Origin of the sequence: Nonomuraea sp. KM90 (assembly GCF_052246675.1) — a bacterium.
GTDB lineage: Bacteria > Actinomycetota > Actinomycetes > Streptosporangiales > Streptosporangiaceae > Nonomuraea.
The window spans coordinates 23,930-46,524 of sequence record NZ_JBQQCB010000031.1; the positions used below are offsets into that span (position 1 = coordinate 23,930).

The 22,595-nt window shown below is 71.5% G+C and carries 18 protein-coding genes; 8 read left to right on the forward strand and 10 right to left on the reverse strand.

Annotated elements, in window-relative coordinates; translation table 11 throughout:
* Positions 1–6: 6 nt before the first annotated feature.
* From ACTWPW_RS27890 to ACTWPW_RS27900, 3 genes are all read right to left on the reverse strand, one after another.
* Positions 7–1,761, reverse strand: a complete 1,755-nt coding sequence (locus tag ACTWPW_RS27890) for a glycoside hydrolase family 15 protein (protein ID WP_375112749.1) — start codon at positions 1,759–1,761, stop codon at positions 7–9.
* Between the two features lie 80 nt (positions 1,762–1,841).
* Complete coding sequence (locus ACTWPW_RS27895) at positions 1,842–3,248, reverse strand: sensor histidine kinase (protein ID WP_375112750.1); 1,407 nt, start codon at positions 3,246–3,248, stop codon at positions 1,842–1,844.
* Positions 3,245–4,405 (reverse strand): sensor histidine kinase, encoded by a 1,161-nt coding sequence (locus ACTWPW_RS27900; RefSeq protein ID WP_375112751.1) that lies wholly within the window; start codon positions 4,403–4,405, stop codon positions 3,245–3,247. Before ACTWPW_RS27900 ends, ACTWPW_RS27895 begins: the two co-directional genes overlap by 4 nt.
* Positions 4,406–4,576: 171 nt before the next feature.
* On the opposite strand from ACTWPW_RS27900, the gene ACTWPW_RS27905 reads away from it, so the two are divergent.
* The gene (locus tag ACTWPW_RS27905; RefSeq protein WP_443170375.1) at positions 4,577–7,438 is read left to right on the forward strand and encodes a helix-turn-helix transcriptional regulator; all 2,862 of its coding nucleotides are present in this window, start codon (positions 4,577–4,579) and stop codon (positions 7,436–7,438) included.
* 164 nt (positions 7,439–7,602) lie between these two features.
* A complete protein-coding gene (locus ACTWPW_RS27910; protein WP_443170376.1) occupies positions 7,603–8,433 on the forward strand; it encodes an alpha/beta fold hydrolase in 831 nt (276 codons plus the stop codon).
* 33 nt (positions 8,434–8,466) lie between these two features.
* On the opposite strand, the gene ACTWPW_RS27915 is transcribed toward ACTWPW_RS27910, so the two are convergent.
* The 5 genes from ACTWPW_RS27915 to ACTWPW_RS27935 are packed head-to-tail and all read right to left on the reverse strand — an operon-like array spanning position 8,467 to position 13,740.
* On the reverse strand, positions 8,467–10,038 hold the full coding sequence (locus ACTWPW_RS27915; protein WP_443170377.1) for an ABC transporter permease: 1,572 nt from the start codon (positions 10,036–10,038) through the stop codon (positions 8,467–8,469).
* Complete coding sequence (locus ACTWPW_RS27920; RefSeq protein ID WP_375112755.1) at positions 10,035–10,973, reverse strand: ABC transporter ATP-binding protein; 939 nt, start codon at positions 10,971–10,973, stop codon at positions 10,035–10,037. The genes ACTWPW_RS27915 and ACTWPW_RS27920 overlap by 4 nt, the downstream gene beginning before the upstream one ends.
* On the reverse strand, positions 10,970–11,596 hold the full coding sequence (locus tag ACTWPW_RS27925) for a TetR/AcrR family transcriptional regulator (protein WP_375112756.1): 627 nt from the start codon (positions 11,594–11,596) through the stop codon (positions 10,970–10,972). The genes ACTWPW_RS27920 and ACTWPW_RS27925 overlap by 4 nt, the downstream gene beginning before the upstream one ends.
* Before the next feature lie 54 nt (positions 11,597–11,650).
* A complete protein-coding gene (kynU, locus tag ACTWPW_RS27930) occupies positions 11,651–12,856 on the reverse strand; it encodes a kynureninase (RefSeq protein ID WP_443170378.1) in 1,206 nt (401 codons plus the stop codon).
* 11 nt (positions 12,857–12,867) lie between these two features.
* Entirely contained in the window at positions 12,868–13,740 is an 873-nt protein-coding gene (locus ACTWPW_RS27935; RefSeq protein ID WP_375112758.1) for a tryptophan 2,3-dioxygenase, read from the reverse strand.
* A 157-nt stretch (positions 13,741–13,897) separates the two neighbouring features.
* Between ACTWPW_RS27935 and ACTWPW_RS27940 the strand changes: the two genes are divergently transcribed.
* Positions 13,898–14,332: an Lrp/AsnC family transcriptional regulator gene (locus ACTWPW_RS27940; RefSeq protein ID WP_375112834.1), complete on the forward strand. Its 435-nt coding sequence runs from the start codon at positions 13,898–13,900 to the stop codon at positions 14,330–14,332.
* A 7-nt stretch (positions 14,333–14,339) separates the two neighbouring features.
* Here the strand turns inward: ACTWPW_RS27940 and ACTWPW_RS27945 are convergent, their stop codons facing one another.
* Positions 14,340–15,320 carry an ornithine cyclodeaminase family protein gene (locus ACTWPW_RS27945; RefSeq protein WP_443170379.1) on the reverse strand — a complete coding sequence of 327 codons (981 nt, stop codon included), beginning with the start codon at positions 15,318–15,320 and terminating at the stop codon, positions 14,340–14,342.
* Positions 15,313–16,080: an IclR family transcriptional regulator gene (locus tag ACTWPW_RS27950; RefSeq protein WP_443170380.1), complete on the reverse strand. Its 768-nt coding sequence runs from the start codon at positions 16,078–16,080 to the stop codon at positions 15,313–15,315. Before ACTWPW_RS27950 ends, ACTWPW_RS27945 begins: the two co-directional genes overlap by 8 nt.
* A gap of 153 nt (positions 16,081–16,233) precedes the next feature.
* Between ACTWPW_RS27950 and ACTWPW_RS27955 the strand changes: the two genes are divergently transcribed.
* From ACTWPW_RS27955 to ACTWPW_RS27975, 5 genes are all read left to right on the forward strand, one after another.
* Complete coding sequence (locus tag ACTWPW_RS27955) at positions 16,234–17,634, forward strand: amidohydrolase family protein (protein ID WP_443170381.1); 1,401 nt, start codon at positions 16,234–16,236, stop codon at positions 17,632–17,634.
* A complete protein-coding gene (locus ACTWPW_RS27960; protein WP_443170382.1) occupies positions 17,631–18,695 on the forward strand; it encodes a dipeptidase in 1,065 nt (354 codons plus the stop codon). The genes ACTWPW_RS27955 and ACTWPW_RS27960 overlap by 4 nt, the downstream gene beginning before the upstream one ends.
* A 100-nt stretch (positions 18,696–18,795) precedes the next feature.
* The gene (locus tag ACTWPW_RS27965; RefSeq protein ID WP_443170383.1) at positions 18,796–20,703 is read left to right on the forward strand and encodes an ABC transporter substrate-binding protein; all 1,908 of its coding nucleotides are present in this window, start codon (positions 18,796–18,798) and stop codon (positions 20,701–20,703) included.
* Positions 20,704–20,733: 30 nt separating this feature from the next.
* Entirely contained in the window at positions 20,734–21,681 is a 948-nt protein-coding gene (locus ACTWPW_RS27970) for an ABC transporter permease (RefSeq protein WP_443170384.1), read from the forward strand.
* On the forward strand, positions 21,678–22,586 hold the full coding sequence (locus ACTWPW_RS27975; RefSeq protein WP_443170385.1) for an ABC transporter permease: 909 nt from the start codon (positions 21,678–21,680) through the stop codon (positions 22,584–22,586). The genes ACTWPW_RS27970 and ACTWPW_RS27975 overlap by 4 nt, the downstream gene beginning before the upstream one ends.
* Positions 22,587–22,595 lie beyond the last annotated feature (9 nt).

Genomic DNA, 22,595 nt, shown 5'->3' on the forward strand with positions numbered 1-22,595 from the left:
CAGGGCTCAGCTGAGCGCCTGGGCCGCGTGGATCAGGTGGATGTGGGTGAAGGCCTGCGGGAAGTTGCCCAGCTGGCGCTTCTGGACGGGGTCGTACTCCTCGGAGAGCAGGCCGACGTCGTTGGTGAGGCTCAGCAGCCGCTCGAACAGCTGGACGGCCTCCTCCTTGCGTCCGATGAGGGCGAGCGCCTCGACCAGCCAGAAGCTGCCGGCGAGGAAGACGCCTTCGGTGCCGGGCAGCCCGTCGATGTGGTTGCGTTCGGAGATCGGATAGCGCAGCAGGAGGCCGTCCGTCATCAGCTCGCGCTGGATCGCCTCGATCGTCCCGATGACGCGCGGGTCGTCCGGCGGCAGGAACCCGACGATCGGGATGAGCAGCAGCGCCGAGTCCAGCTCGCGCGAGCCGTACGACTGGGTGAACGTGCCACGCCCGGGGTCGAAGCCCTTGTCGCAGACCTGGGCGTGGACCCGGTCCCGCATGGCCCGCCAGCGCTCGACGGGAGCGGGCAGGTCGAACTCTTCGACGGCCCGGACCAGGTGGTGGGCCGCCACCCATGTCATGACCTTGGAATGCACGAAGTGCCGGCGCAGGCCGCGGACCTCCCACAGGCCCTCGTCGGGCTGGTCCCAGTTGCGCTCCAGGAAGCACATCAGCTTGCTGATGGTGGCCCAGGCGTAGTCGTCGGTCGGCAGGCCCTGTTTACGTGCCCGGTAGAGGCAACCGGCCACCTGACCGTAGACGTCGAGCTGGAGCTGGCTGACGGCGTCGTTGCCGGTCCGCACCGGCCGGGAGCCCTCGTAGCCGGACAGCCAGTCGAGCGTCTGCTCGGGCAGGCGTCTCTCGCCTGCCACTCCGTACATGACCTGGACGTCCTCGGGGCGGCCCGCCACGGCGCGCAGCAGCCAGGTACGCCAGGCCCCGGCCTCCTCGACGTACCCGGCCCTGGACAGGGCGTCGAGCGTCATGGCGGCGTCACGCAGCCAGCAGTACCGGTAGTCCCAGTTGCGCACCCCGCCGATGTGCTCCGGCAGCGAGGTGGTGGGAGCGGCCACGATGCCGCCGGTCGGGCTGTAGGTGAGGGCCTTGAGCGTGATGAGCGAGCGGACCACGGCGTCGTGCCAGGGCCCCGTGGCCCGGCAGCGGGAGACCCATTCCTGCCAGAACAGCCGGGTCTCGGTGAGCTGCTCGGCGGGGTCCATGGGGACGGGTTCCGGCTGGTGCGAGGGGTGCCACGCGAACACGAACGTGTGGCGTTCCCCGGCGGCGACGGTGAAGCGGCCGGAACGCCGGTAGTCGTCGCCCTCCAGGGGCACGGGCGTGCGCATCCAGACGGAGTCGGGCCCGCCGATGGCGTGCAGCCGGTCGCCGACGGGGCGGACCCACGGTACGACCCTGCCGTAGTCGAACCGGATGCTGATCTCCGCCGTCATGCCCACCGTCCCGGACACGCCCTCGACGATCCGGACCAGGTCGGGGTTGGTGTGCCGGGGAGGCATGAAGTCGATCACCTTGACGGTCCCCGTGGAGGTCTCCCACACGGTCTCAAGGATCAGAGTCTCGCCGGCGTACGCGCGCCACGTGGCCCGCTCGTGCCCGGTGGGCGCCAGCCGCCAGAACCCGTTGGACTCGTCGCCGAGGAGCCGGGCGAAACATGACGGGGAATCGAACCGCGGGAGGCAGAGCCAGTCGATCGAGCCGTCGCGACCGACGAGGGCCGCCGAGCGCGTGTCCCCGATGAGGGCGTAGTCCTCGATCCGCATATCGGCCCCCTACCCGTCCACGACTGCTTCACCGCAGCTCAGGAGAGGTGAGGCCGGCTCGGGCGTGCCCCCCGCGAGGATCAGGCCCGGCCGGGTGGCGCGTCGGCCGGTACGTACAGCGGCAGGCGGACGACGAAGCGCGCGCCTCGATCGCTGTCCTGGATGGTCAGCGTGCCGCCGTGGCTCTCGGCGATCTGCCGGGCGATGGGGAGACCGAGCCCGACGCCGCCCGCGTCCCTGCTCCGTGCGGTGTCCAGCCGGGTGAACCGCCGGAACACGGTCTCTCGCTGGTCGGCGGCGATCCCGGTGCCGTCGTCGAGGATCTCGAGCTCCGCGACGCTCCCCCGGAATCTCGGGTCGGCGGCATGGTCGCCGTCCCCGCACCGCAGGGTGACCGTGATCGTGGACGCCGCGTGCCGCTGGGCGTTGTGCACCAGGTTGCCGACCAGCTCGCCCAGCCGGGACCGGTCCCCCAGGACGGTGACGCCCGGCGTCAGGCGTGGAACGACCGTTCTGCTCACCGGGTGACTCTCCAGCTCCGCGGCGATGAGCTGCGCCAGGTCGACGACCTGGCGCTCGCACGGTGCGCCGGTGTCCAGCCGCTTGAGCGTCAGCAGGCCGGATGCGACCGACTGGAGCCGCTCGACGCTCGGGAGCACGGCGCCGCACAGGCGGGTGACGTCCGCCTCCTCCGGTGCGAGGAGGGCGTCCTCCATCTGGGCCCGGATGGCGGTGATCGGGGTGCGCAGCTCGTGGGAGGCGTCGGCGCAGAACCGCCGCTGCTGCTCCAGCACGTCCTCCAGCCGGTCGAGGGTCTGGTTGACGCTTCCGGCCAGCCGGTGGATCTCGTCCTCGGGCGCCGGGACCGGGACCCGGCGGCCCAGGTCGGTGCCGCGGATGTGGTCGAGCTGGGCCCGGATGGCATCCACGGGCCTGAGCGAGCGGATGACGGTGCACCGTGCCCCGTAGGCGATCGCGACGGTGAAGACGACCGTCCCCGCGATCAGGAGGGCCGCCACGTCCGGATAGACGTAGAACGGCAGTGCCGGCGCGGCGCTGTAGATGATCCAGTCACCGTCGCGGTACACGTGCTGCGCGACGACGATGTGGCAGCGGCCGGAGCCGAGGATGGAGTGGCAGACGACGGCGCTGGCCACTCGTCGCGGGCCTCGGGGCGCGAAATGCGCCATGACCGGCTTGTCCTGGAGGTCCCTGGTCGCGGCGACCACGCGCCCGTGCGGATCGACCACCTGGACGGGCCGGATCAGGTCGTGCGAGATGGGCGGCAGCGGATTGACGAGCGCCCCCCGGTCCACGTAGTACGCGGTCAACTCGCCCACCGCGGTCACCTCTTCGGTGAGGCTCTGCGTCGCCATCAGGTTGACGGTGAACAGCAGGACGGCGGAGAACGCGATGCAGAGCGCACCCACCGTCACGCTGGTGAACAGCACCACCCGGCATCTGATCGAGCATTTCCGCAGCGTCATGTCGGTCCCCTTTCGCTGGGCCGGATACGGGGGAGCCGAAGGATGAAGCGCGCCCCGCCCGCGGCGCTCTCCTCCACGCGGAGGCTGCCGTGATGCGCTCGGGCGATGTCACGGGCGATGGCCAGGCCGAGTCCGGTGCCGTTGCGGTCGAGCCGCCGGGCGTCGTCCAGCCGGGTGAAACGGTTGAACACCCGCTCCCGGTCGCCGACCGCTATCCCCGGTCCGTCGTCGCCGACCGCGAGTTCGACGGCGGCGTTGGACGGCCGCACCGCGACGCACACCATGTGGGCGGAGTGCCGCTGAGCGTTGTCCAGGAGGTTGGCGAGCAGCCGGCCGAGCTGGGACGGCACGGCGGTGACGGTGGCGCCGGGAGTCAGGTGGAGCCGGACCGGGAGGCGGTCCGCCCGATGCGAGATCTCGGTCCGGACAAGTGCCGCGAGGTCGAGACACTGCGGTTCCTCGGGTGCGCCGGTCCGCACACGGGCCAGGCGCAGCATGTCATCGGTGATCGTCTTGAGCCGCTCCACCTGGACCAACGTCGTTCCGAGGAACTCCGGCCACCGGGTGTGGCACGGATCCCGCTGCGCCACCTCCAGCTGCGTCAGCAGTCCCGCGATGGGATTGCGCAGCTCGTGGGAGACATCGAAGGCGAACTGCCGTTGGCGGAGCGCGAGCTCCACGAGTTCGCTCCTGTCCTCGTCCAGCCGGCCCAGAACGTCGTTGATCGTGCGGCACAAGCGGGTGATCTCATGCGCGTTTCCGGGGTCGGAGACGCGAGCGGGCCGGTCACCGGGGTTGATCACCTTGAGTTCGGCGCGGACGGTCTCCAGGGGGAGCAGCAGCCTGCCGGTCACCTTCCAGGTCGCCCACGCGCCCAAGGCGACCAGCTCCACGGTTTCGAGCACCAGGATCAGCTGGAGGAAGCCGGGCCAGGAGGGCGAGGACGAGACCAGCAGGTACGCCCCCACTCCCGCTGTGAGGAGCGTGATGACGGCCACGACGGTGGCCATGAACGTGATCTGCCCGCGCAGCGACAGGCACACCCTCATGAAGGCCGACTTCTCGCGCACCGTCAGCAGGTATGCGGTGACCATCCAGGTGAGCGGGATCACCAAGGGCCACAGGAGTACCAGCCAGTTGCTGGACAGGTCCATCATCGCCATCCTTTCGGCAGGAAAGCCGGCATGCCGCTGACGTTCTCCGGTTATCAGCCTGCTCGGTGCACGAAGCCCCCGTATCGCATATCTGTGCGATTTGGTTTCCGCGCTGGACGAGCCTGCCCTCGCGAACGGGTTTGCCGGGCTCGATGCGCCGGGTAGCGACCAGGTATGGGAGAGGCATCTCACCATGCGACCGAAGCGGCGGGTGGGCCCGACTCCCGGAGGTCATCCTGGCCTGGCTGGCGTGGCCGCGCGCGGGAGTGGGGGCTCGTCGTCGGCTCGATCAAGGCGGCCCGGGCGGGCCGGGGCGGAGTGCTGCTGGTCGAAGGTCCGTCGGGCGCCGGCAAGAGTCACCTGCTCGGCCTGGCCGCGGCCGCCGCGGAACGGTCCGGGCTCGGGGTCGCCAGGGGGGTGGCGGATGAGCTGACCCAGCTGATCCCGCTGGCCCCGCTGCTGTCGGCGCTCGGGGAGTCCGACCGCACCCTTTTCCCGGGCCGGAACGCGAGCGTCCCGGGTCCGGCCGATCAGCGGTTGCAGCTGCTGCAGGAGCTGCAGGAGCCGCTGGAAAGGCTGGTGGCCGACGGGCCCGTGCTGCTCACGCTGGACGACGTGGAGTGGGCCGACCCGTTGACGCTGCTGGCCCTGCGGTCGATGACGAGCGATCTGTCCTCCTACCCGCTCGTCTGGATGCTGGCTCGTACGATCGGCAGGGGCGACGCTCCCCGGCTCGACTGCCTGTTCAACGTGCTGGAGAAGGAGGGCGCCACGCGGTTGGAGCTCGCGGCGCTGGACGAGCCGGCGGTGGCGGACGTGGTCACCGACGTTCTCGGAGCGGCGCCCGAGCCGGACGTGCTGGCCCTGGCCAGCCTGGCGAAGGGCAATCCCTTCCTGCTCGTCGACCTCCTGGAGCAGCTCAACAGCGAGGGCGCGTTCCAGGTCGCCGATGGTCACGTTCACATGGTGTCGGCGGGGCTGCCCCGGGTTCAGGCGGTGACCCAAGAACGTCTGGCGCAGCTGCCGGTCCGGACCAGACATCTGCTGCAGGCCGCGGCGGTCCTGGGCCGCTCGTTCTCGGTGACGGATCTGGCCGAGATGGTCGGCGAGTCGACCAGCGGGCTGCTGTCCATGCTGGAGGAGGCGATGGCGGCGGGCATCGTCGAGGCCACCGAGCGCGAGCTGGCCTTCCGGCACGACCTGCTCTGGCAGGCGGTGGTCGGCACCCTCCCCGCCGCCGTACGGCGGGCCCTGCACCACGACGCGGCGGAGATGCTGCTCAGACGAGGTGGATCGGCCGTCCCTGCCGCCGCGCACCTCCTCCACAGTGCCGGTCGCGGTGACGAGTCCGCACTGCTCGGCCTGGACCGGGCCGCGCGCGAGGTGCTGCGGTCCTCCCCCCAGACCGCCGCCGACCTCGCCACGCGAGCGCTCGAACTCAGCGATCCCGCCGACCCCGGCTGGGCCGGTCGTGCCGCAACAGCGGTCGACGCCCTGACGACCATCGGGCGGCTGCCGGAGGCGGCCGATCTCGCGCGTACGGCGCTCGGCCGGGCACCGCCCGCCCAGGCCCCTCACCTGCGGTGCGCGCTGGCGTACATCCTGCTGCTCAGCGGCCGGCCGGCCGAGGCGGAGTCCGAGGCCGAAAGCCTGCTCGCGCAGGACATCCCGGAGGATCTTCGCGGCATCGCCGAATGGACGGTGTTCTGGGGGCTGATCTGCCTGAACGACTTCGGGAGAGGACGGCTGCGGGCCGAAGCCGTTCTCGCCGACCGCGCGCGGCACACCGATGCCGCCGTGGTCGGGGCCCTTCTCCTGCTCGCCCGGCTCGCCATGGTCGACGGCCGGATAGCCGACTCGTTCGCGCACCTGCACGAAGCCCAGCGGATCGCGAACAGCGGCACCGTCGAGGCCATCCAGCGCCCGTACGCGCGCCTGCTGCTGAGCCTCAACTACCGGGCCATGCGCCAGTTCGGGCCGTCCGAGATCGCCATCCAGGACGCCGAGGAGGAGATCAACGCCCTGGGGCTGACCGTGCTCGCCGCGGGGCCCGCCCTGTTCCGCTCCGTCCTGAGGCTGGCCGCCGGCCGGTTCGACGATGCCGCCGCCGAGGCCAAGGCCGGGATGATGATCGCCGACGAGCTGGGCACGCACGGGTTCATCCGCGTCGGGCTGTCCATGCTCGCCTTCATCGCCATGCGGCGTGGCGACATCGACACCGCGGTCCGGCACATCGAGCGCTACCACTCCATCAACGCCGCGTCCGGAATGTTGTTCGGATCGGTCTGGGAGAGGTGGGTGATGGCGGCGGTGGCCGAGGCCCAGGGCGATCCCGAACGCGCGATCGACATACTCCACGCGATCTACACCGACCAGGAGGAGCGGCGCTGGGCGCTCACCACGACGCCTCTCACCGCCTCCTGGATGACCCGGCTGGCGCTGGCCACGGGGAACCGCCCGTACGCGCGGGCCATCGTGGACACGGCCGAATCCCTGGCCCGGAACAACCCTGACTTCCCCTGCCTGGCCGTCACGGCCGCCCACGCCCGCGGCCTTCTGCGCCAGGACCCCGGCGCGCTGGCCTCCGCCGTCACCGATCAGCCCGAACCGTGGGCCCGCGCGTCGGCCGCCGAGGACCTCGGCGTCCTGCTGGCCGCCCGACCCGGCACCGCCGCCCGCGAACAGGCCGTCAACAGCCTGGACCAGGCGCTCGACGGCTACCAGCACGTCGGCGCGCTGCGGGACGCGGCACGCGTACGAGCCAGGCTGCGCGCGTTGGGCGTGCGGCGCCGCCACTGGGCCCAGCCGCCACGGCCCAGCTTCGGATGGGACGGCCTCACCGACACCGAACGCGAGGTGGCGGTGCTGGTCGCCCAGGGGTTGACCAACCGGCAGGCCGCGGCCCGCATGTTCCTGTCCCCGCACACGGTCTCCACCCACCTTCGCCGGATCTTCACCAAGCTCGACATAGGATCCCGTGTCGATCTGGCCCGCATCGTCACCGAGAGGTGCCCGGACGCCCTCCGCGACGCGTGACCGCGGCGAGATCCGACCCGAAGCCCTGGCAATGTTTTGGTCACTTTGGGTTGGTTTCGCACCTTTTGCGGCATCAGAGTCTCGTCAGCACACGGCTGAGCGTGAGGGAGAGCGCCCGGGGGGGACGGATGAATCCTGCACGTGCCGGGAAGACGATGAGATGCGTGGCGGCGCTCACCCTGGCCGCCACGTCGTGGGGAGCCGCGGCGCCGACCGGCGCCCAGGCCGCCACCACCACCACCAACGAGCCACTGCCCTGCCCATCACCGGGCGCGTCACCGGGCCGGTCCAAGCCGACGGTCGTCCTGGTCCACGGAGCCTGGGCCGACACGTCGAGCTGGAACGGAGAGGTGGACGCCCTGCGCCGGGCAGGCTACGTCGCGCGCGCCATAGCCAACCCCCTCCAGGGCCTCAGCGGCGACGCCGCGGCCGTCGCCGACTTCCTCAAGACCCTGCCCGGCCCGATCGTGCTCGTCGGCCACTCCTACGGCGGCTCGGTGATCACGAACGCCGCCGCGGGCGTTCCCGGCGTCAAGGCCCTGGTGTACGTCGATGCCGCCGCGCCGGACGTCGGGGAGGCCACCGGCAAGCTCAGCGGATCGGGCTCCGCGCTCAACGCGAACCCGGACACCCTCTACGACAAGGTGCCCCGGCCTCAGGGAGTGACCGACCTGTACCTCAAGCGGGACACCTTCGTCGGCTCCTTCGCCACCGACCTGCCGCGGAACACCGCGCTGCGCCTGTGGGCGACCCAGCGAGCCGCCTCGACCAGCGCGTTCATGGCCCCGTCGGCGGCCGCGGCGTGGAAGACGATCCCGTCGTGGTACTTCGTCAGCACCGGTGACCGGATCATCACCCCGGCCTCGAAGCTGTCCATGGCCCGCCGGGCGCACTCGACGATCACCCGGTTCGAGGGCGGATCCCACCTCACGCTGATCTCGCACCCGGACGCGGTGACGTCGGTGATCGGATCCGCCATTTGCGCCGTACGGTAGCGCCAACGGCGGCAGGCCGCTCCATGGGGCGTTTCAGGCAGAGGGCATCAGGTCGCGGCGGCGCAGGAACGCCAGCCCCGCCGCGGCCAGGGCCACGGCCACCACGGTCAGCCCCAGCAACGGCGCCACCGGCGACGAGGCACCGCCCAGCAACATCGCCGGCACGTGCACGAACGGCGACAGGTCGAGCACGAACCCGGTGGCCAGCTTGAACTCCGCCAGCAGATCCACGACCAGGAAGAGGCCGAGCACGGTCCAGCTCGCGGCCGCCGCCGACCGGGGCAGCAGGCCGGACAGCAGCGTCGCGATCCCGACCACGATCCAGACCGCGGGCAGGTAGGCCAGCGTGGCCCCGGTGACGCGGGCCACGTCACCGTCGTAGGCGAGCCCCGCCGCCGCGCCCAGCGCGACCAGCAGCAGCACCGGGCCAACGACCGCGAACGCCAGGTGGCTCAGCGCCCAGCGCAGCCGGCCGACAGGGGTGGACAGGAGCAGCTCGGCCCGGCCCGCCGCCTCCTCGCCACGGGCGCGGAGCGCCGACACCAGGGCCGCTCCTGTGACGAGCTGGCTGAGCACGTACATCACGAGCGTGAAGAACACGTCCGACACGCGGGCGCCGGCGCCGCCGATGGTCGCGGCCAGCTCCTGGAACTGCGGGGTGTCCAACTGGGTGTCCAGCCCGCGCGCCGCCACGCCGAGCAGGGCGCCCATCAGGCCGAAACCGATCGCGAAGCCCGCGAGCGGACCCCGGTGCAGCCGGGCGGCCAGGCCGAAGGGACCGCGCAGCGCGCCGGTGGCGGGTCCTGGGCGCACGGCCACCAGGCCGCCGGCCACGTCACGCCGGGTGGACAGCACGAACGCGAACGCGGCCAGGGCCGCCACGAACACCGCGATCAGCCCCAGCACCCACCACCGGTCACCGGCGTAGGGTCTGGTCAGCCGGACCCACCCGAACGGCGTCAGCCACGCGAGCCAGCCGATGCCGCCGGCGTCGGCCAGCGAGCGCAGCGCGAACAGCAGGCCACCGACGGCGATCACGATGCCACGGGCCGCCCCGGATGACGCGGTGAGCTGCGCGGTGACGGCGGCCACGGCCGCGAACGCCCACCCGCCCGCGGCGATGGAGAGCCCGAACAGCAGCGAGGAACCCGCGGGCAGGCCGCCCGCGACCAGAGCGGGCACCGACAGCAGGCCCAGCAGCAGGTTGGCGGCCAGCACGACCGCGAGCGCGGCGGCCAGCGGGGCGTGCCGGCCGATGACGCCCGAGGACAGCAGCTCCCGCCGGCCGGTCTCCTCCTCGACCCGGGTGTGCCGGGTCATCAGCAGGATGCTGACCAGCCCGCCGATCAGCGCGAGGGACGAGCCGAGCGTCCAGGCGGTCAGGCCGCCGACGCTCGCGTCGTAGATGGGGCCGCGCATGGCCAGCTGGGCGGGGTTGCTCACCGAGGCCGCCGCGAAGGCGTCGCGGGCGGCCTGGCCGGCGTACAGGTCGGCGGTGGCGGAGGCGATGCTCGCCGGCATCAGCGCGCTGATCGCGATCCACACCGGCAGCAGCACGCGGTCCCGGCGCAGGATGAGCCTGATCAGAACCCAGGTGCCGGTCATCTCGCGGCCCCCTCGTAGTGCCGCAGGAACAGCTCCTCCAGCGTCGGCGGCTGCGTGGTCAGCGTGCGCACGCCCGCCCCGGCCAGCTCGGCGAGCACCGCGGTGAGCGCGTCGCCGTCCACCTGGCAGCGCAGCCGGGCGCCGTCCACGGTCAGGTCGTGCACGCCGGGCAGCGTCGCCAGCCCGGGCGCCGGGCCGATCAGCTCGGCCGTCACCGAGGTGCGGGTGAGGTGGCGCAGCTCGGCCAGGCTGCCGGACTCGACGGTACGGCCGGCGCGGATGATGCTGACGCGGTCGCACAGCGTCTCGACCTCCGACAGGATGTGGCTGGACAGCAGCACGGTGCGGCCGGCGCGCTTCTCCCGCAGGACGCACTCGTTGAAGACCGCCTCCATCAGCGGGTCCAGGCCCGAGGTCGGCTCGTCCAGCACCAGCAGTTCCGCGTCGGAGGCGAAGGCGGCCACCAGCGCCACCTTCTGCCGGTTGCCCTTGGAGTAGGTGCGGCACCTCTTGCGCGGGTCGAGCTCGAAGCGCTCCAGCAGCTCGGCGCGCCGCCGGGGGTCGAGGCCGCCGCGTGCCCTGCCCAGCAGGTCGATGACCTCACCGCCGGTCAGCGAGGGCCACAGGGTGACGTCGCCGGGCACGTAGGCGAGCCTTCGGTGCAGCTCTGTGGCGTCGCGCCACGGGTCGCCGCCGAGTAAGGCGATCCGGCCGCCGTCGGCGCGCATCTGACCGAGCAGGATGCGGATCGTGGTGGTCTTGCCCGCGCCGTTGGGGCCGAGGAAGCCGTGCACCTCGCCCGTCCCGACGGTGAGGTCGAGCCCGTCCAGGGCCCTGGTCCGGCCGAAGGTCTTCACCAGGCCGTCGGCGTGCACCGCGGCGGGCCCCGCTGTGGGCCCTGCGGTGTGCGCTGAGGTGTGCTCTGGGGCGCTCATTGTTGCTCCTCGAACTTCTCCAGGCCCGTCCGCGCCTGGTCGAACACCTCGCGGCCGAGGAATTCCGGGGCGATCAGGTCGAGCTGCGCCTTGCCGACGCGCAGCGCGCCCTGCGGGGCGTAGAGGTCGGTGCCGAGGGCGCGGGAGACGTGCTCGTGCAGCACCGTGATGCCCAGCTTCATCGCCGTGAGCACGGTCGCGCGGGCGCGGTGGTCGGCCTCGGAGTGCTGACCGCGGGTGAGGTGCTCCTCCGTCACGGCGACGAGTTCGTCGAACATGGCGGCGGCCGCGGGAGAGCCGTCCACGAGGGCCCGGCCGAGGTATTTCATCAGGGGTGGCGCGGTGCGGTGGACGTTCTCGATGAATTCGGGCTTGTCCAGGTTGCGGTCGGTGACGCCCACGTCGACCTGCTCGCGCAGGTAGCCGAGGACGTACTCGTCACAAGCCTGTCTCAGCGTTTCCTTGGTGCCGAAGTGATGCTGCACCAGGCCGGGCGAGACTTTCGCCGCCTCGGCTATCCCGCGGATCGTGGTGGCCTTGACCCCCTGCTCGGCGAACAACGCCATCGCGGCGTCGCGGATCCGGGCGCGCGTCGTCAGGTCCTCTTCAGATATTGGTCGCACGTCCAGAATTCTATACAAATGTATTGGATGCCATGCAAGCGTTCAGCGTACGGATCACAACTCCTTCCTGAGCGCCTCCGCGGCACGCCAGCAGTCGTGGTACGTCGAGTAGAGCGGGGTCGGCGCCAGCCGCAGGATGTCGGGATTGCGGGAGTCGGCGATCACCCCGTGGGCCCGGCTCAGCCGCCTGGACAGGCCGTCCGCGTCGGGCACCCGCAGGGAGAGCTGGCAGCCGCGGCGCTCCGGGGCGCGCGGGGTGACCACGGTGCACCAGCCGTCGAGCAGGCTCTCCAGATAGGCGGTCAGGCGGACACTGCGGGCGCGCAGCTCGGTCATGCCGACCCGGTCGAAGAGCTCGAGCGAGGTACGGACCGGGCTCATCGCGTAGATGGGCGGGTTGGAGATCTGCCAGGCGTCGGCGCTCTTGGGAGGCGCGCAGACGGGGTCCATGCGGAAACGCGTGTCCGGCTCGGTGCTCCACCAGCCCTCGAAGCGCTGGATCGAGGGGTCGTCGAGGTGGCGCTGGTGGACGAAGACGCCGCCGAGCGCGCCGGGCCCGGAGTTGAGGTACTTGTAGGTGCACCAGGCCCCGAAGTCGGGGCCCCACGCGTGCAGTTCGAGGGGGACGTTCCCGGCGGCGTGCGCCAGGTCCCAGCCGACCTTCGCGCCCGCCGCGTGGCCGGCCCGGGTGATCCGCGGGATGTCCAGCAGCTCGCCGGTCAGGTAGTTGACCCCGCCGAGCAGGACCAGCGCGACCTTGTCGCCTTCGGCGGCGAGGTAGGCCGGCGGGTCCGCCGTCGCGACCACGTCGAGGTCCGGGTCGAGGCCGTGGAAGCGCACGTGGCTGCGCACCGCGTAACGGTCGGAGGGGAACGCCGACTCCTCGATCAGGATGCGGGTGCGCTCGCCGCGCGGCCGGTAGAAGGAGACCATCAGCAGGTGCAGGTTGACCGTCAGCGTGTTCATGACGACCGTCTCCTCGGGCAGCGCGCCGACCAGCCGGGCGGCGGGCTCGGTGAGGAGCTCGTTGTAGCGCACCCAGGGGCGGCCGCCGTCCATGTGGCCCTCGACGCCGAGCGTGGCCCAGCTGTCCAGGTCGCTCAGCAGCTCGTCGCGGGTGGCCCGGGGCTGCAGCCCGAGCGAGTTCCCGGCGAAGTAGGCGCACTCCTCGTGGTTCCCGCCCTGAGCGGGCGGGATCAGGAACAGGGAGCGATGACCGGGGTCTTCGGCGTCCCGCCGCCGCGCGTCGTCTTCAGTCATGGTGCGTCTCCTCACATGTGGGTACGGGCGGACCAGAGCTCGGGGAAGACCACCCTGGCCATGCTGCGCTCCAGCCAGGCCAGGCCGTTGGAGCCACCGCTGCCCGGTTTGGCGCCCATCGACCTGCGCACCGCCGCCACATGGGCGTAGCGCCAGTCCCCGAACCGCTCGGAGACCTCGGCCAGCGCGTCGCCGAGCGCCCGCAGGCCACCCGGCGCGTCGTCGCGGTAGACCGCCACCCAGGCGCGCTCGACCGCCTCGTCCGGCTCGTACTCGGTGCCGAAGTCCCGGTCGAGCACGGTGTCCGGGAGGTCGTGGCCGTGCCGGGCGAGCAGCGCGGTGGCGGCGTCCCAGACGCTCGGCTCGGCGAACGCGCGGTGCAGGCGCTCGCTCATCGCCGCCCCCTTGAACGGCCGCAGCAGCGCCTCGTTCTTCAACCCCAGCCTGAACTCCACCAGCCGGTACATGCCCGACTGCAGCCCCGACGCCTCCCCGAGGAGGTCACGGAACCTGTTGAAGTCCGCGGGCGTCATCCAGCGCAGGCCGTTCCAGCTGGCGTTCAGGGCCTCCAGGTGCAGGGCCGTGCGGCGCAGCGCCCCGACCGCGTCCGGCACCCGGTCGGCCCGCAGCGACTCCCGGACGGAGAGCAGCTCGTAGGCGATGAGCTTGAAGTAGAGCTCCATCACCTGGGTGATCACCAGGAACGACATCTCGCCCGGAGCGTCGCTCAGCGGCCGCTGCAGGTCGTGCAGGATGTCGGTACGGACGTAGGCGTCGTAGGGGATCTCCCGCTCGAATTCCAGGGTCGGCAGCCCGCCGCTCGCCCTGGCCCGCTCGGCCCGCTCTCCGGCCGAGGTCGGACGCACCCGTCCTGTCGTTTCCATGTGTGCCGCACTCCCTTCGCTCATCGGCACCTCATGATGGTGCGGTGATACGGCCGGGAGGAATGCCAGTTCAACGGCCTTTCTCGCGAAGAGCCTCATGTCTGGTATCTATTTCGGTCATACCATTTTCAAGTGAAAGGTGGCCCTGGTGGACGCCATGGACTGGGAGCTGCTGCGTGAGCTCCAGGAGAACGCCCGGCTCTCCTTCAACGAGCTGTCGCGCCGGGTCCACCTGTCACCGCCCGCGGTGGCCGAGCGGGTCCGCCGCCTGGAGGAGACCGGGGTGATCACCGGCTATCACGCCACGGTGGATCCGGCTCGGGCCGGCTGGGCGGTGTCCGCGTTCGTACAGCTGACCTGCTACGGGCCGACCTGCGTGCTGCGCGATCCGGAGGTGCCGGCCTGGCCGGAGATCCGGGAGATCCACCGGGTCACCGGTGACGTGTGCAGCATCCTCAAGATCGCAGTGCCGTCGATGGCGGCGTTCGAGGCCCTGATCGACCGCCTGGCGGTCTACGGGAAGCCGTCGAGCACCATGATCTTCTCGAGCCCTCTCGCCCACAGGCCGGTCACCGCGGCACCCACCCGCTGAACGGCGGCTACAGGTCGACGCTGAACCCCAGCCCGCGCTCGCGGGCCACCCTGTAGGCCACCGAGGCCGCCGCGACGTCGAGCGCGGCGTGCCCGGTGGACTTGAACAGCGTCAGCTCCTCGGCCGACCGCCGCCCCGGATGCGCGCCGTCGAGCACGGCGCCGATCAGGCGGGCGTCGGCCGGGTCGGCGCCCTGCAGCTCCCAGGCGCCGGCCGGCGGCGGCTCGGTCACGGCGCCCCGCCACTCCACGAACAGCGACGCCGCCCGCAGGGTGTCGTCGCCGAACTCCGGCCCGTCGGAGCCGCCCACCGAGCTGAGGTGCGCGCCGCCGCCGAGCCAGGACCGGCGAACCACCGGCTCCCGGCTCGAGGTGCAGCAGAAGACGACGTCCGCGCCCCTGACCGCCTCCTCGACCGTGGTCGCGCTCCGGGCGGGCAGCTCCGCGACGAGGCGCTCCGCGGCGCCGCGGTCACGCGCTCCGACCACCGGCCGCACGGAATCCAGCGCGGGGTCAAGACCCGAGCCCAGGGCCGCGATGAGGCCGAGCTGGGCGCGGGCCTGCGTCCCGGTGCCGATCACGGCGACGCGGCGGGCGCCGGGCCGCGCGAGCGCGATCATGGCGGCGGTCGCGGTGGCCGCCGTGCGCAGCGCGGTGATCGTCTCGGCGTCCATGACCGCCAGCGGCCGGCCGTTCTCCTCGTCGAAGTAGGCGACGATGCCGCGGTGGGCGCCGTGCCCGCCCGCCGTGACGGCGGAGAAGACGGTCACGAGCTTGGCGGCCAGCCCGAGCTGCGGCACGTAGCCCGGCATCGCGCCCAGCAGCCCGTGCGGCGATCGGGCCGCGACGCGGGGCGGGGCGGAGGCGTCGCCGCGGCTGATGGCGACAAGAGCGGTGCGCACCGCCGCGAGGAGCGCGTCAGCCGGCAGGGCCGCCCTGGTCTGATCCCGGTCGAGGACGAGAACTCCGCTCACTGCGGTGTCAATCAAGGTCGACTCCGGGGGTCGTCGTGCCGCTCAGGGTGCCTTGCAGCTCGTCCGTGGCGGCGGTGAGGCTGTCTTTCAGCTTCGCCAGGGTGGCGTCGTCGAATTCGCTGTCGAGACCGACGATCGTCAGGGCGCAGATCGGGCGCCCGTTGCCGGTGAGCACCGCTCGGCTCAGCGAGGCGATCACTTCCTCGTTGCGCCCGCGCTCCAGCGCGAAACCGGTGCGCCGGGTCAGGTCGATGTCCTTCAGCAGCTCGGCCCGGGCGACCGTGGGGCCGCCCTGCTGCTCGGCGACGCGCAGGTAAGGGACCTGCGCGGTGTCGTCCAGCGCGGAGACCAGCGCCATGGGGCCGGCGAACTTGTGGATGGGCAGCAGCTCCCCCAGCAGGTCGGTGATCATCGCCAGCCGCGGTGGCCGCACGACGTCGATCACCCGCGCCCCTTCGGGCTCCAGGACCTGGAGGTTCACCATCATCGCCGTCTGGTCGGACAACGCCTGGAGCACCGGCCTGCTCAGGACCACGAGCGAGTTGGCGGTCGCGGCCTGGGAGAACTGCAGGACGATCGTCCCGGGCAGGTAGTGATCCTGGCTGCGCATGATCCAGCCGCGGCGGACCAGGTCGACCAGGATGCGGTAGGCGGTGGCGCGGTGCATCCCCGCCAGGTTCGCCACCTCACTGAGGCGCAGCGGGCGGTTCGCCTGGACGACGGCCTCGATGAGGTCCAGGGCTTTGTCCACGGCAGAGCTGGCCGGTCTGGGCAAGGTCCCCCTCCACGGTCGTCGACGCCATCATTCCACGCTTGACGCATGTTATCAGACGTTGCTACTGTTGCAACACTTGTTACGCTGTATGTAACAGATCGAGTCGAGACTCCCCACTCGACGAAGCTCTGGAACGGAGACCGAGCGACCCCCATGACCGACAGAGACGAACGACCGGTCGCGGGCAACGACCCGGCGCCCACCCCCTTCGCGCCCGCCGCGCCAGGAGAGGTGACGGTCTACCGCGACGCGTCGCTGATCGACGGGACCGGTGCGCCCGTCCGCCGCGGGATGGCGGTGGTGACCGACGGGCCGATGATCAAGGCGGTCCTGCCGGACGCCGAGCTGAGCTCGTCGGACCTGGACGGCGCCGAGGTCGTCGACGTGGCGGGGGCGTTCCTGCTGCCCGGCCTCATCGACACCCACCAGCACCTGTCCACCCCGCCCAACCGCGAGTGGGCCGAGGAGATGATGCGCCGCCAGCTGTACGGCGGCGTCACCGCGATCCGCGAGATGGCCGGCGACCTGCGGCAGATGGCGGACCTGGAGCGCGCCGCGCTGATCGGCGAGATCCCCGGCCCCGACGTCCACAACGCCGCGCTGATGGCCGGCCCGAGCTTCTTCGACGACCCCCGCACGTGGCAGGTGACCCGGGGCACGACGCCCGGCACCGCGCCGTGGATGCAGGCGATCGACGAGGACACCGACCTGACGCTGGCCGTCGCGCGGGCTAAGGGCACCGGAGCCGTGGCCGTCAAGGTCTACGCCGACCTCGACGGTCCGACGATCGCCCGGATCACCGCCGAGGCGCACCGGCAGGGCATGCGGGTGTGGGCGCACGCGTCGGTGTTCCCCGCCCTGCCCGGCGACGTCGTGGCGGCCGGCGTGGACGTGGTGTCACACGTCCACATGCTCGCCTACCAGCTCGCGGGCGTACGGCCCGCGACGTACCGGGGACAGCGCGCCCACCTCGCGGAGGTCTACGAGCGCTTCCTGGACGCGCCGGTGGACGCGATCGACGCGCTGCTGGGCGACATGCGGCGGCGCGGCACGATCCTCGACGCCACGGCGAGCGTGGTGGCCAGGATCCCGCTCAGCCCGCCCGGCGCGGCCGGGATGGCGCAGGACGTGCTGCGGCGGCTGATCGACCGCGCCCGGCACGTGGGCGTGGAGATCTGCGCCGGCACCGACTACGAGACCCCGCCGGGCGACCCCTACCCCTCGCTCCACGACGAGCTCGACCACCTCGTCCACGCGATGGGCCTGCCGCCCCGGGAGGCGGTCCGCGCGGCCACCCTCGCGGGGGCGGCCGCCCTGGGGCAGCGCGCCACGACGGGCAGCGTCGAGGCCGGCAAGCTGGCCAACCTGCTCGTCGTCGCCGCCGACCCGTACGAGGACATCGGCCACCTGCGCCACATCGTCACGACGGTCAAGCGCGGCCGGCGCCACGACCGCGCCGACTACGAGCGGGCCGACTACGAGCGGGCCGACCACGACCGGGCCGACCACGACCGGGCCCGCGCCGCGGGCGTCGAGGAAGGGGCGCCGGCATGAGCATCGACATCTCCGGTCACATCGTCGTCAACGCGCTCGGCGTGCTGGACAACCCGAACGCCGAGGCCGCCGGCACGCTCGTGCAGACCAGCGACCGGCTGACCATCGACGCGCGCACGCTGGCCGACGCGCACGCCTCGGGCGTGACCGCGATCAACGTCACCCTGGGCTACACGATGGGCGACTTCCCGCCCTATCAGCACACCCTGCGGGAGATCGGGACCTGGGACGCGATCATCCGCGCCCACCACGAGCACCTGGTGCGCGTCGACACGGCCGAGGACATCCCCGAGGCCAAGCGCACCGGCAAGATCGGCATCATCTACGGCTTCCAGAACGCCGCCGCGGTCGAGGACCGGCCCGAACGCGTCGCCACCTTCGCCCGCCTGGGCGTCCGGGTCATCCAGCTGACCTACAACCAGGCGAACCAGGTCGGCGACGGCTCGATGGCGCCGGGCAACCGGGGCCTGACGCCGCTCGGGCGGGAGGTCGTGGCGGCGCTCAACGAGCAGCGCGTCATGGTCGACCTGTCGCACAGCGGCGAGCGGACCTGCCTGGAGGCCGCGCGGGTGTCCGCTCAGCCCGTCTCGATCAACCACACCGGCTGCCGGGCGCTGGTCGACCTGCCGCGCAACAAGACCGACGAGGAGCTGCGGCTGGTCGCCTCGCGAGGCGGTTTCGTCGGGATCTATTTCATGCCGTTCCTCAACGCCTCCGGGCACGCCCGCGCCTCCGACGTGGTGGAGCACATCGTCCACGCCGTCAACGTGTGCGGCGAGGACCACGTGGGCATCGGCACCGACGGCACGATCACCGCCATCGACGACCTCGACGCCTACCGGGACCGGCTCGCCGAGCACGTGGCGCTGCGCCGGCAGGCCGGGGCCTCCGCGGCCGGGGAGCGCAGCGACACCTTCCCGTTCGTCGTCGACCTGCGCGGGGTCGACCAGTTCCGGGAGCTGGCGCGCCTGCTGGAGGAGCGCGGCTATTCGTCGGCCAGGATCGAGAAGATCCTCGGCCTCAACTTCTACACCTACGCAAAGGCGGTCTGGGGCGACTGACGGCCGCCGAGCCGTGACGTTTCCCCCCGCATACGGCAACAGGAGCGGGCGACGTGGACATCTACCGATTCACCGGATATCGAGCCGCAACGAGGCGGCCATGAGCGGCGTCCGCGGCCGGCGCGCGCTCATCGCGGCGACGCTGGCCACCCTCCTGCCGCTCGCGGCGTGCAGCGGCGGCAGCGGCGGCAGCGGCAGTGGCGGCACCGAGGGCACGGGCGGCGACCAGGCCGCCCGCAGGTCCGGGTCCCAGACCTTCGGCGAGCTGCCGGCGGAGTCAGGCACGCCCAAGGACGGCGGCACCATCGACATCGCGCAGCAGCCCGGAGCCGGGCCCTACTACATGCTGCCGATCGTGCCCGGCGCGTTCAACTCGACCTACGTGACCTACCAGTTCCAGCGGCTCATGTACCGGCCGCTCTACTGGTTCCCCGAAGGCGCCAGCCCCAAGGTCAACCCGGCGCTCAGCCTGGCCGAGCCGCCGGAGTTCTCCGACGGCAACAAGACGGTGACCATCAAGCTGAAGCCGGGCTACACCTGGTCAGACGGCTCCCCGGTCGAGGCCGGCGACGTGGTCTTCTTCATCGACCTGCTCAAGGCCGCGCTGCGGAAGAACGCCGCCAACTGGGGCGGCTACACGCCCGGCCAGTTCCCCGACAACGTCACCAGCGCGAAGGCGACCTCGGCGGACACCGTGACGCTGAAGCTGGAAGAGGCCTACAACCCCGAGTGGTTCACCGCCGACGAGCTGACCTCGGTCGTGCCGCTGCCGGCCAAGCAGTGGGCCAGGGCGTCGGCCGGCGGGCCGATCCTCGACGCCGGTGAGCCGAAGAACGCCGAGGCGATCTACGCCTACCTCGACAAGGCCTCCCGGGACCCGGCCGGCTTCGCCACGAACCCGCTCTGGCAGACGGTGAACGGCCCGTACCGGCTGAGCGCCTTCGACGTGACCACGAACTTCTACGCGATGACCGCCAACGAGGCGTACTCCGGCCCGCGCAAGCCCCGCATCAAGACGCTGAACTTCCGGCCGTTCACCTCCGAGACCGCGAAGTTCAACCAGCTCCTGAGCGGCAACCTGACGATGGCCACGGTGGACCAGGGCCACGTGGGGCAGGTGAAGGCGCTCAAGGCCGCCGGCTATCACGTCTACGGCGCCCCCCGCCTGGGCTTCAACTTCATCATGCTCAACTTCAAGGACACGACCGACAACGTCGACAAGATCCTCGGTCAGCTCTACGTCAGGCAGGCGCTGCAGCACCTCATCGACCAGCCCGGTTACATCGCCAGCAAGGGCATGTACAACGGCGCGGCCGCGGAGAGCTACGGCACGGCGCCGGCGAGCTCGCCGTACGCGTCGAAGAGCGTCGCCACCGCGCCGTACCCCTACGACCCGGCCGCCGCGCGCAAGCTGCTGGAGGAGCACGGGTGGAAGGTCGTGCCGAACGGCGCCACGACGTGCGAACGTCCCGGCAGCGGGCCGTCGGAGTGCGGCGAGGGGATCCCGCAGGGCCAGGCGATCAAGTTCAACCTCTTCTACCGCAGCGAGCCGCAGCTGCACAGCGCGGTCAGCACGGCGTTCTCCTCGGAGGCCCGCAAGCTGGGCATCGAGATCACGGTCGCGCCGAAGACGTTCAGCTTCCTGATCCAGAACTACAACGTGCCGGCGGCGCCCTCGAAGGCCGGTGAGTGGGCCATGTCGACCTGGGGCGGCTTCAGCACCACGCCGTACCCGACCATGACCGGGACCTTCGACTCCAAGGGCTCGGGCAACGTGGGCGCCTACAACGACCCCGAGACCGACGAGCTGATCCGCGCCTCCGTGCACGGCGAGGACCGCCGGGCCGTCCAGGCCGAGATCGAGCGGCTGCGGACCGAGCTGCCCGTGCTCTGGCTGCCGACCGCCCACACCATCTGGGCCTGGAAGGACACGCTGTCCGGCCCGCAGGAGACCTTCGCCGCCCTGCCCACCACGGTGCTGACGCCGGAGTACTGGTACCTGCGCTAGCACCACAGAACCACAGGAAGGAGGGGCAGCGTGATCCAGTTCGTGCTGCGCCGGCTGGCGACGTCGGCCATCGTGGTCCTGGGCGTCTCGGTGATCACCTTCGTCATGCTGCACGGGATGTCCGGCTCGCCCGGCCGCGCGATCCTCGGCGTGCAGGCCAGCGCGGAAGCGGTGGCCGCCTTCGACCGGGAGCACGGCTACGACCGGTCGCTGTTCGTGCAGTATTTCAGCTACCTGGGCCGGCTCCTGGAGGGCGACCTCGGCTACTCCTACAAGCTGAACCAGAGCGTGAACGCGCTGCTGGCCGAGAACGCCGGCCGGACCGCGATGCTGGCCGGCGTGGCCCTCGTCCTGGCCGTCGCCATCGCGGTGCCGCTGGGCGTCTTCCAGGCGGTCAAGCGCAACAGCATCGGCGACAACGTGCTGACCACGCTCACCTTCATCGCCTACTCGATGCCCGTCTTCCTGCTGGCGATGCTGCTGATCCAGGTCTTCGCGCTGGGGCTGGGCGTCCTGCCCGCGCAGGCCTCGCAGTCGAGCTCCACGTTCGTGATCTTCACCGAGCCCCGCGCCATGCTGCTGCCCGTGCTGACGCTGACCGGCATCACGGTGGCGCTGTACTCCCGGTACCAGCGCTCCGCGGCGCTGGACCAGCTCGCGCAGGACTACATCAGGGTGGCGCGGGCGAAAGGACTGTCGATGCGCCTGGTCCTGACCCGTCACCTGCTGCGCAACGCCTGCCTGCCGCTGGTGACCCTGATCGGCATGACGATCCCGCTGTTGCTCGCCGGCAACCTCGTGGTCGAGTCGGTCTTCAACTACCCGGGCCTGGGGCTGCTGTTCTTCAACGCCCTGAACAACCAGGACTATCCGGTCCTGCTCGGCTACACCCTGGTCGCCGCCACCCTGACCGTCCTGGGCAACCTCCTGGCCGACCTGCTCGTGGCGGTCAGCGACCCGAGGACACAACGCGCATGACCGACACAGCACCACACACGGCACCACACACGGCACCACACACGGCACCGCCTCGGGTCACCAGCGGATGGCGCCTCGCCCTGCGCTCCTTCGCGCAGAACCGGCTCGCCGTCATCGGCGTGGGCATCATCGTCCTGCTCGCCCTGTTCTGCTTCGCCGGCCCCCACCTGTACGTCACCGAGCAGATCGCCGTCGACCCGGTGAGCAGCCTGCTGCCGCCGGACGCCGTCCATCCCCTCGGCACCGACGCGCAGGGCTTCGACGTGCTCGGGCGGATCATGCTGGGCGGCCAGGCGTCGCTGCAGATCGGGCTGTTCGCGGCGCTCATCGCCACCGCGTTCGGCACGCTGTACGGGACGGTCGCGGGCCTGGCCGGCGGCATCGTGGACGGCATCATGATGCGCGTGGTCGACACGCTGCTGTCGATCCCCTTCCTGTTCGTCGTGCTCATCGCCGCGACGCAGTTCAGCTCCTCGGTCCTGTCGCTCAGCCTGATCCTGGGGGCGTTCTCCTGGCTCGCCCCCGCCCGGCTGGTCAGGGCCGAGGTCCTCTCCCTGCGCTCGCGCGGGTTCGTCGCGGCCGCGACCGTGATGGGGGCGACGAAGCCGCGGATCATCGCCAGGCACCTGATCCCGAACGCGCTGGGCGTCGTGATCGTGAACATCACCTTCCAGGTCGCCGACGCGATCATCGCGGTCTCGCTGCTGGGCTTCCTCGGGTTCGGGCTCAACTATCCCGACGTCGAATGGGGCACGCAGCTCTCCGACGGGGTGAGCCACCTGTTCGAGGGCGCCTGGTGGCTGATCTACCCGGTCGGGGGCTGCCTGGTCCTGATCGTCATGGCGTTCAACTTCGTCGGGGACGCGCTGCGCGACTCGATCGACGTACGGCTGAGGCGGCGCTGATGGCCGCCC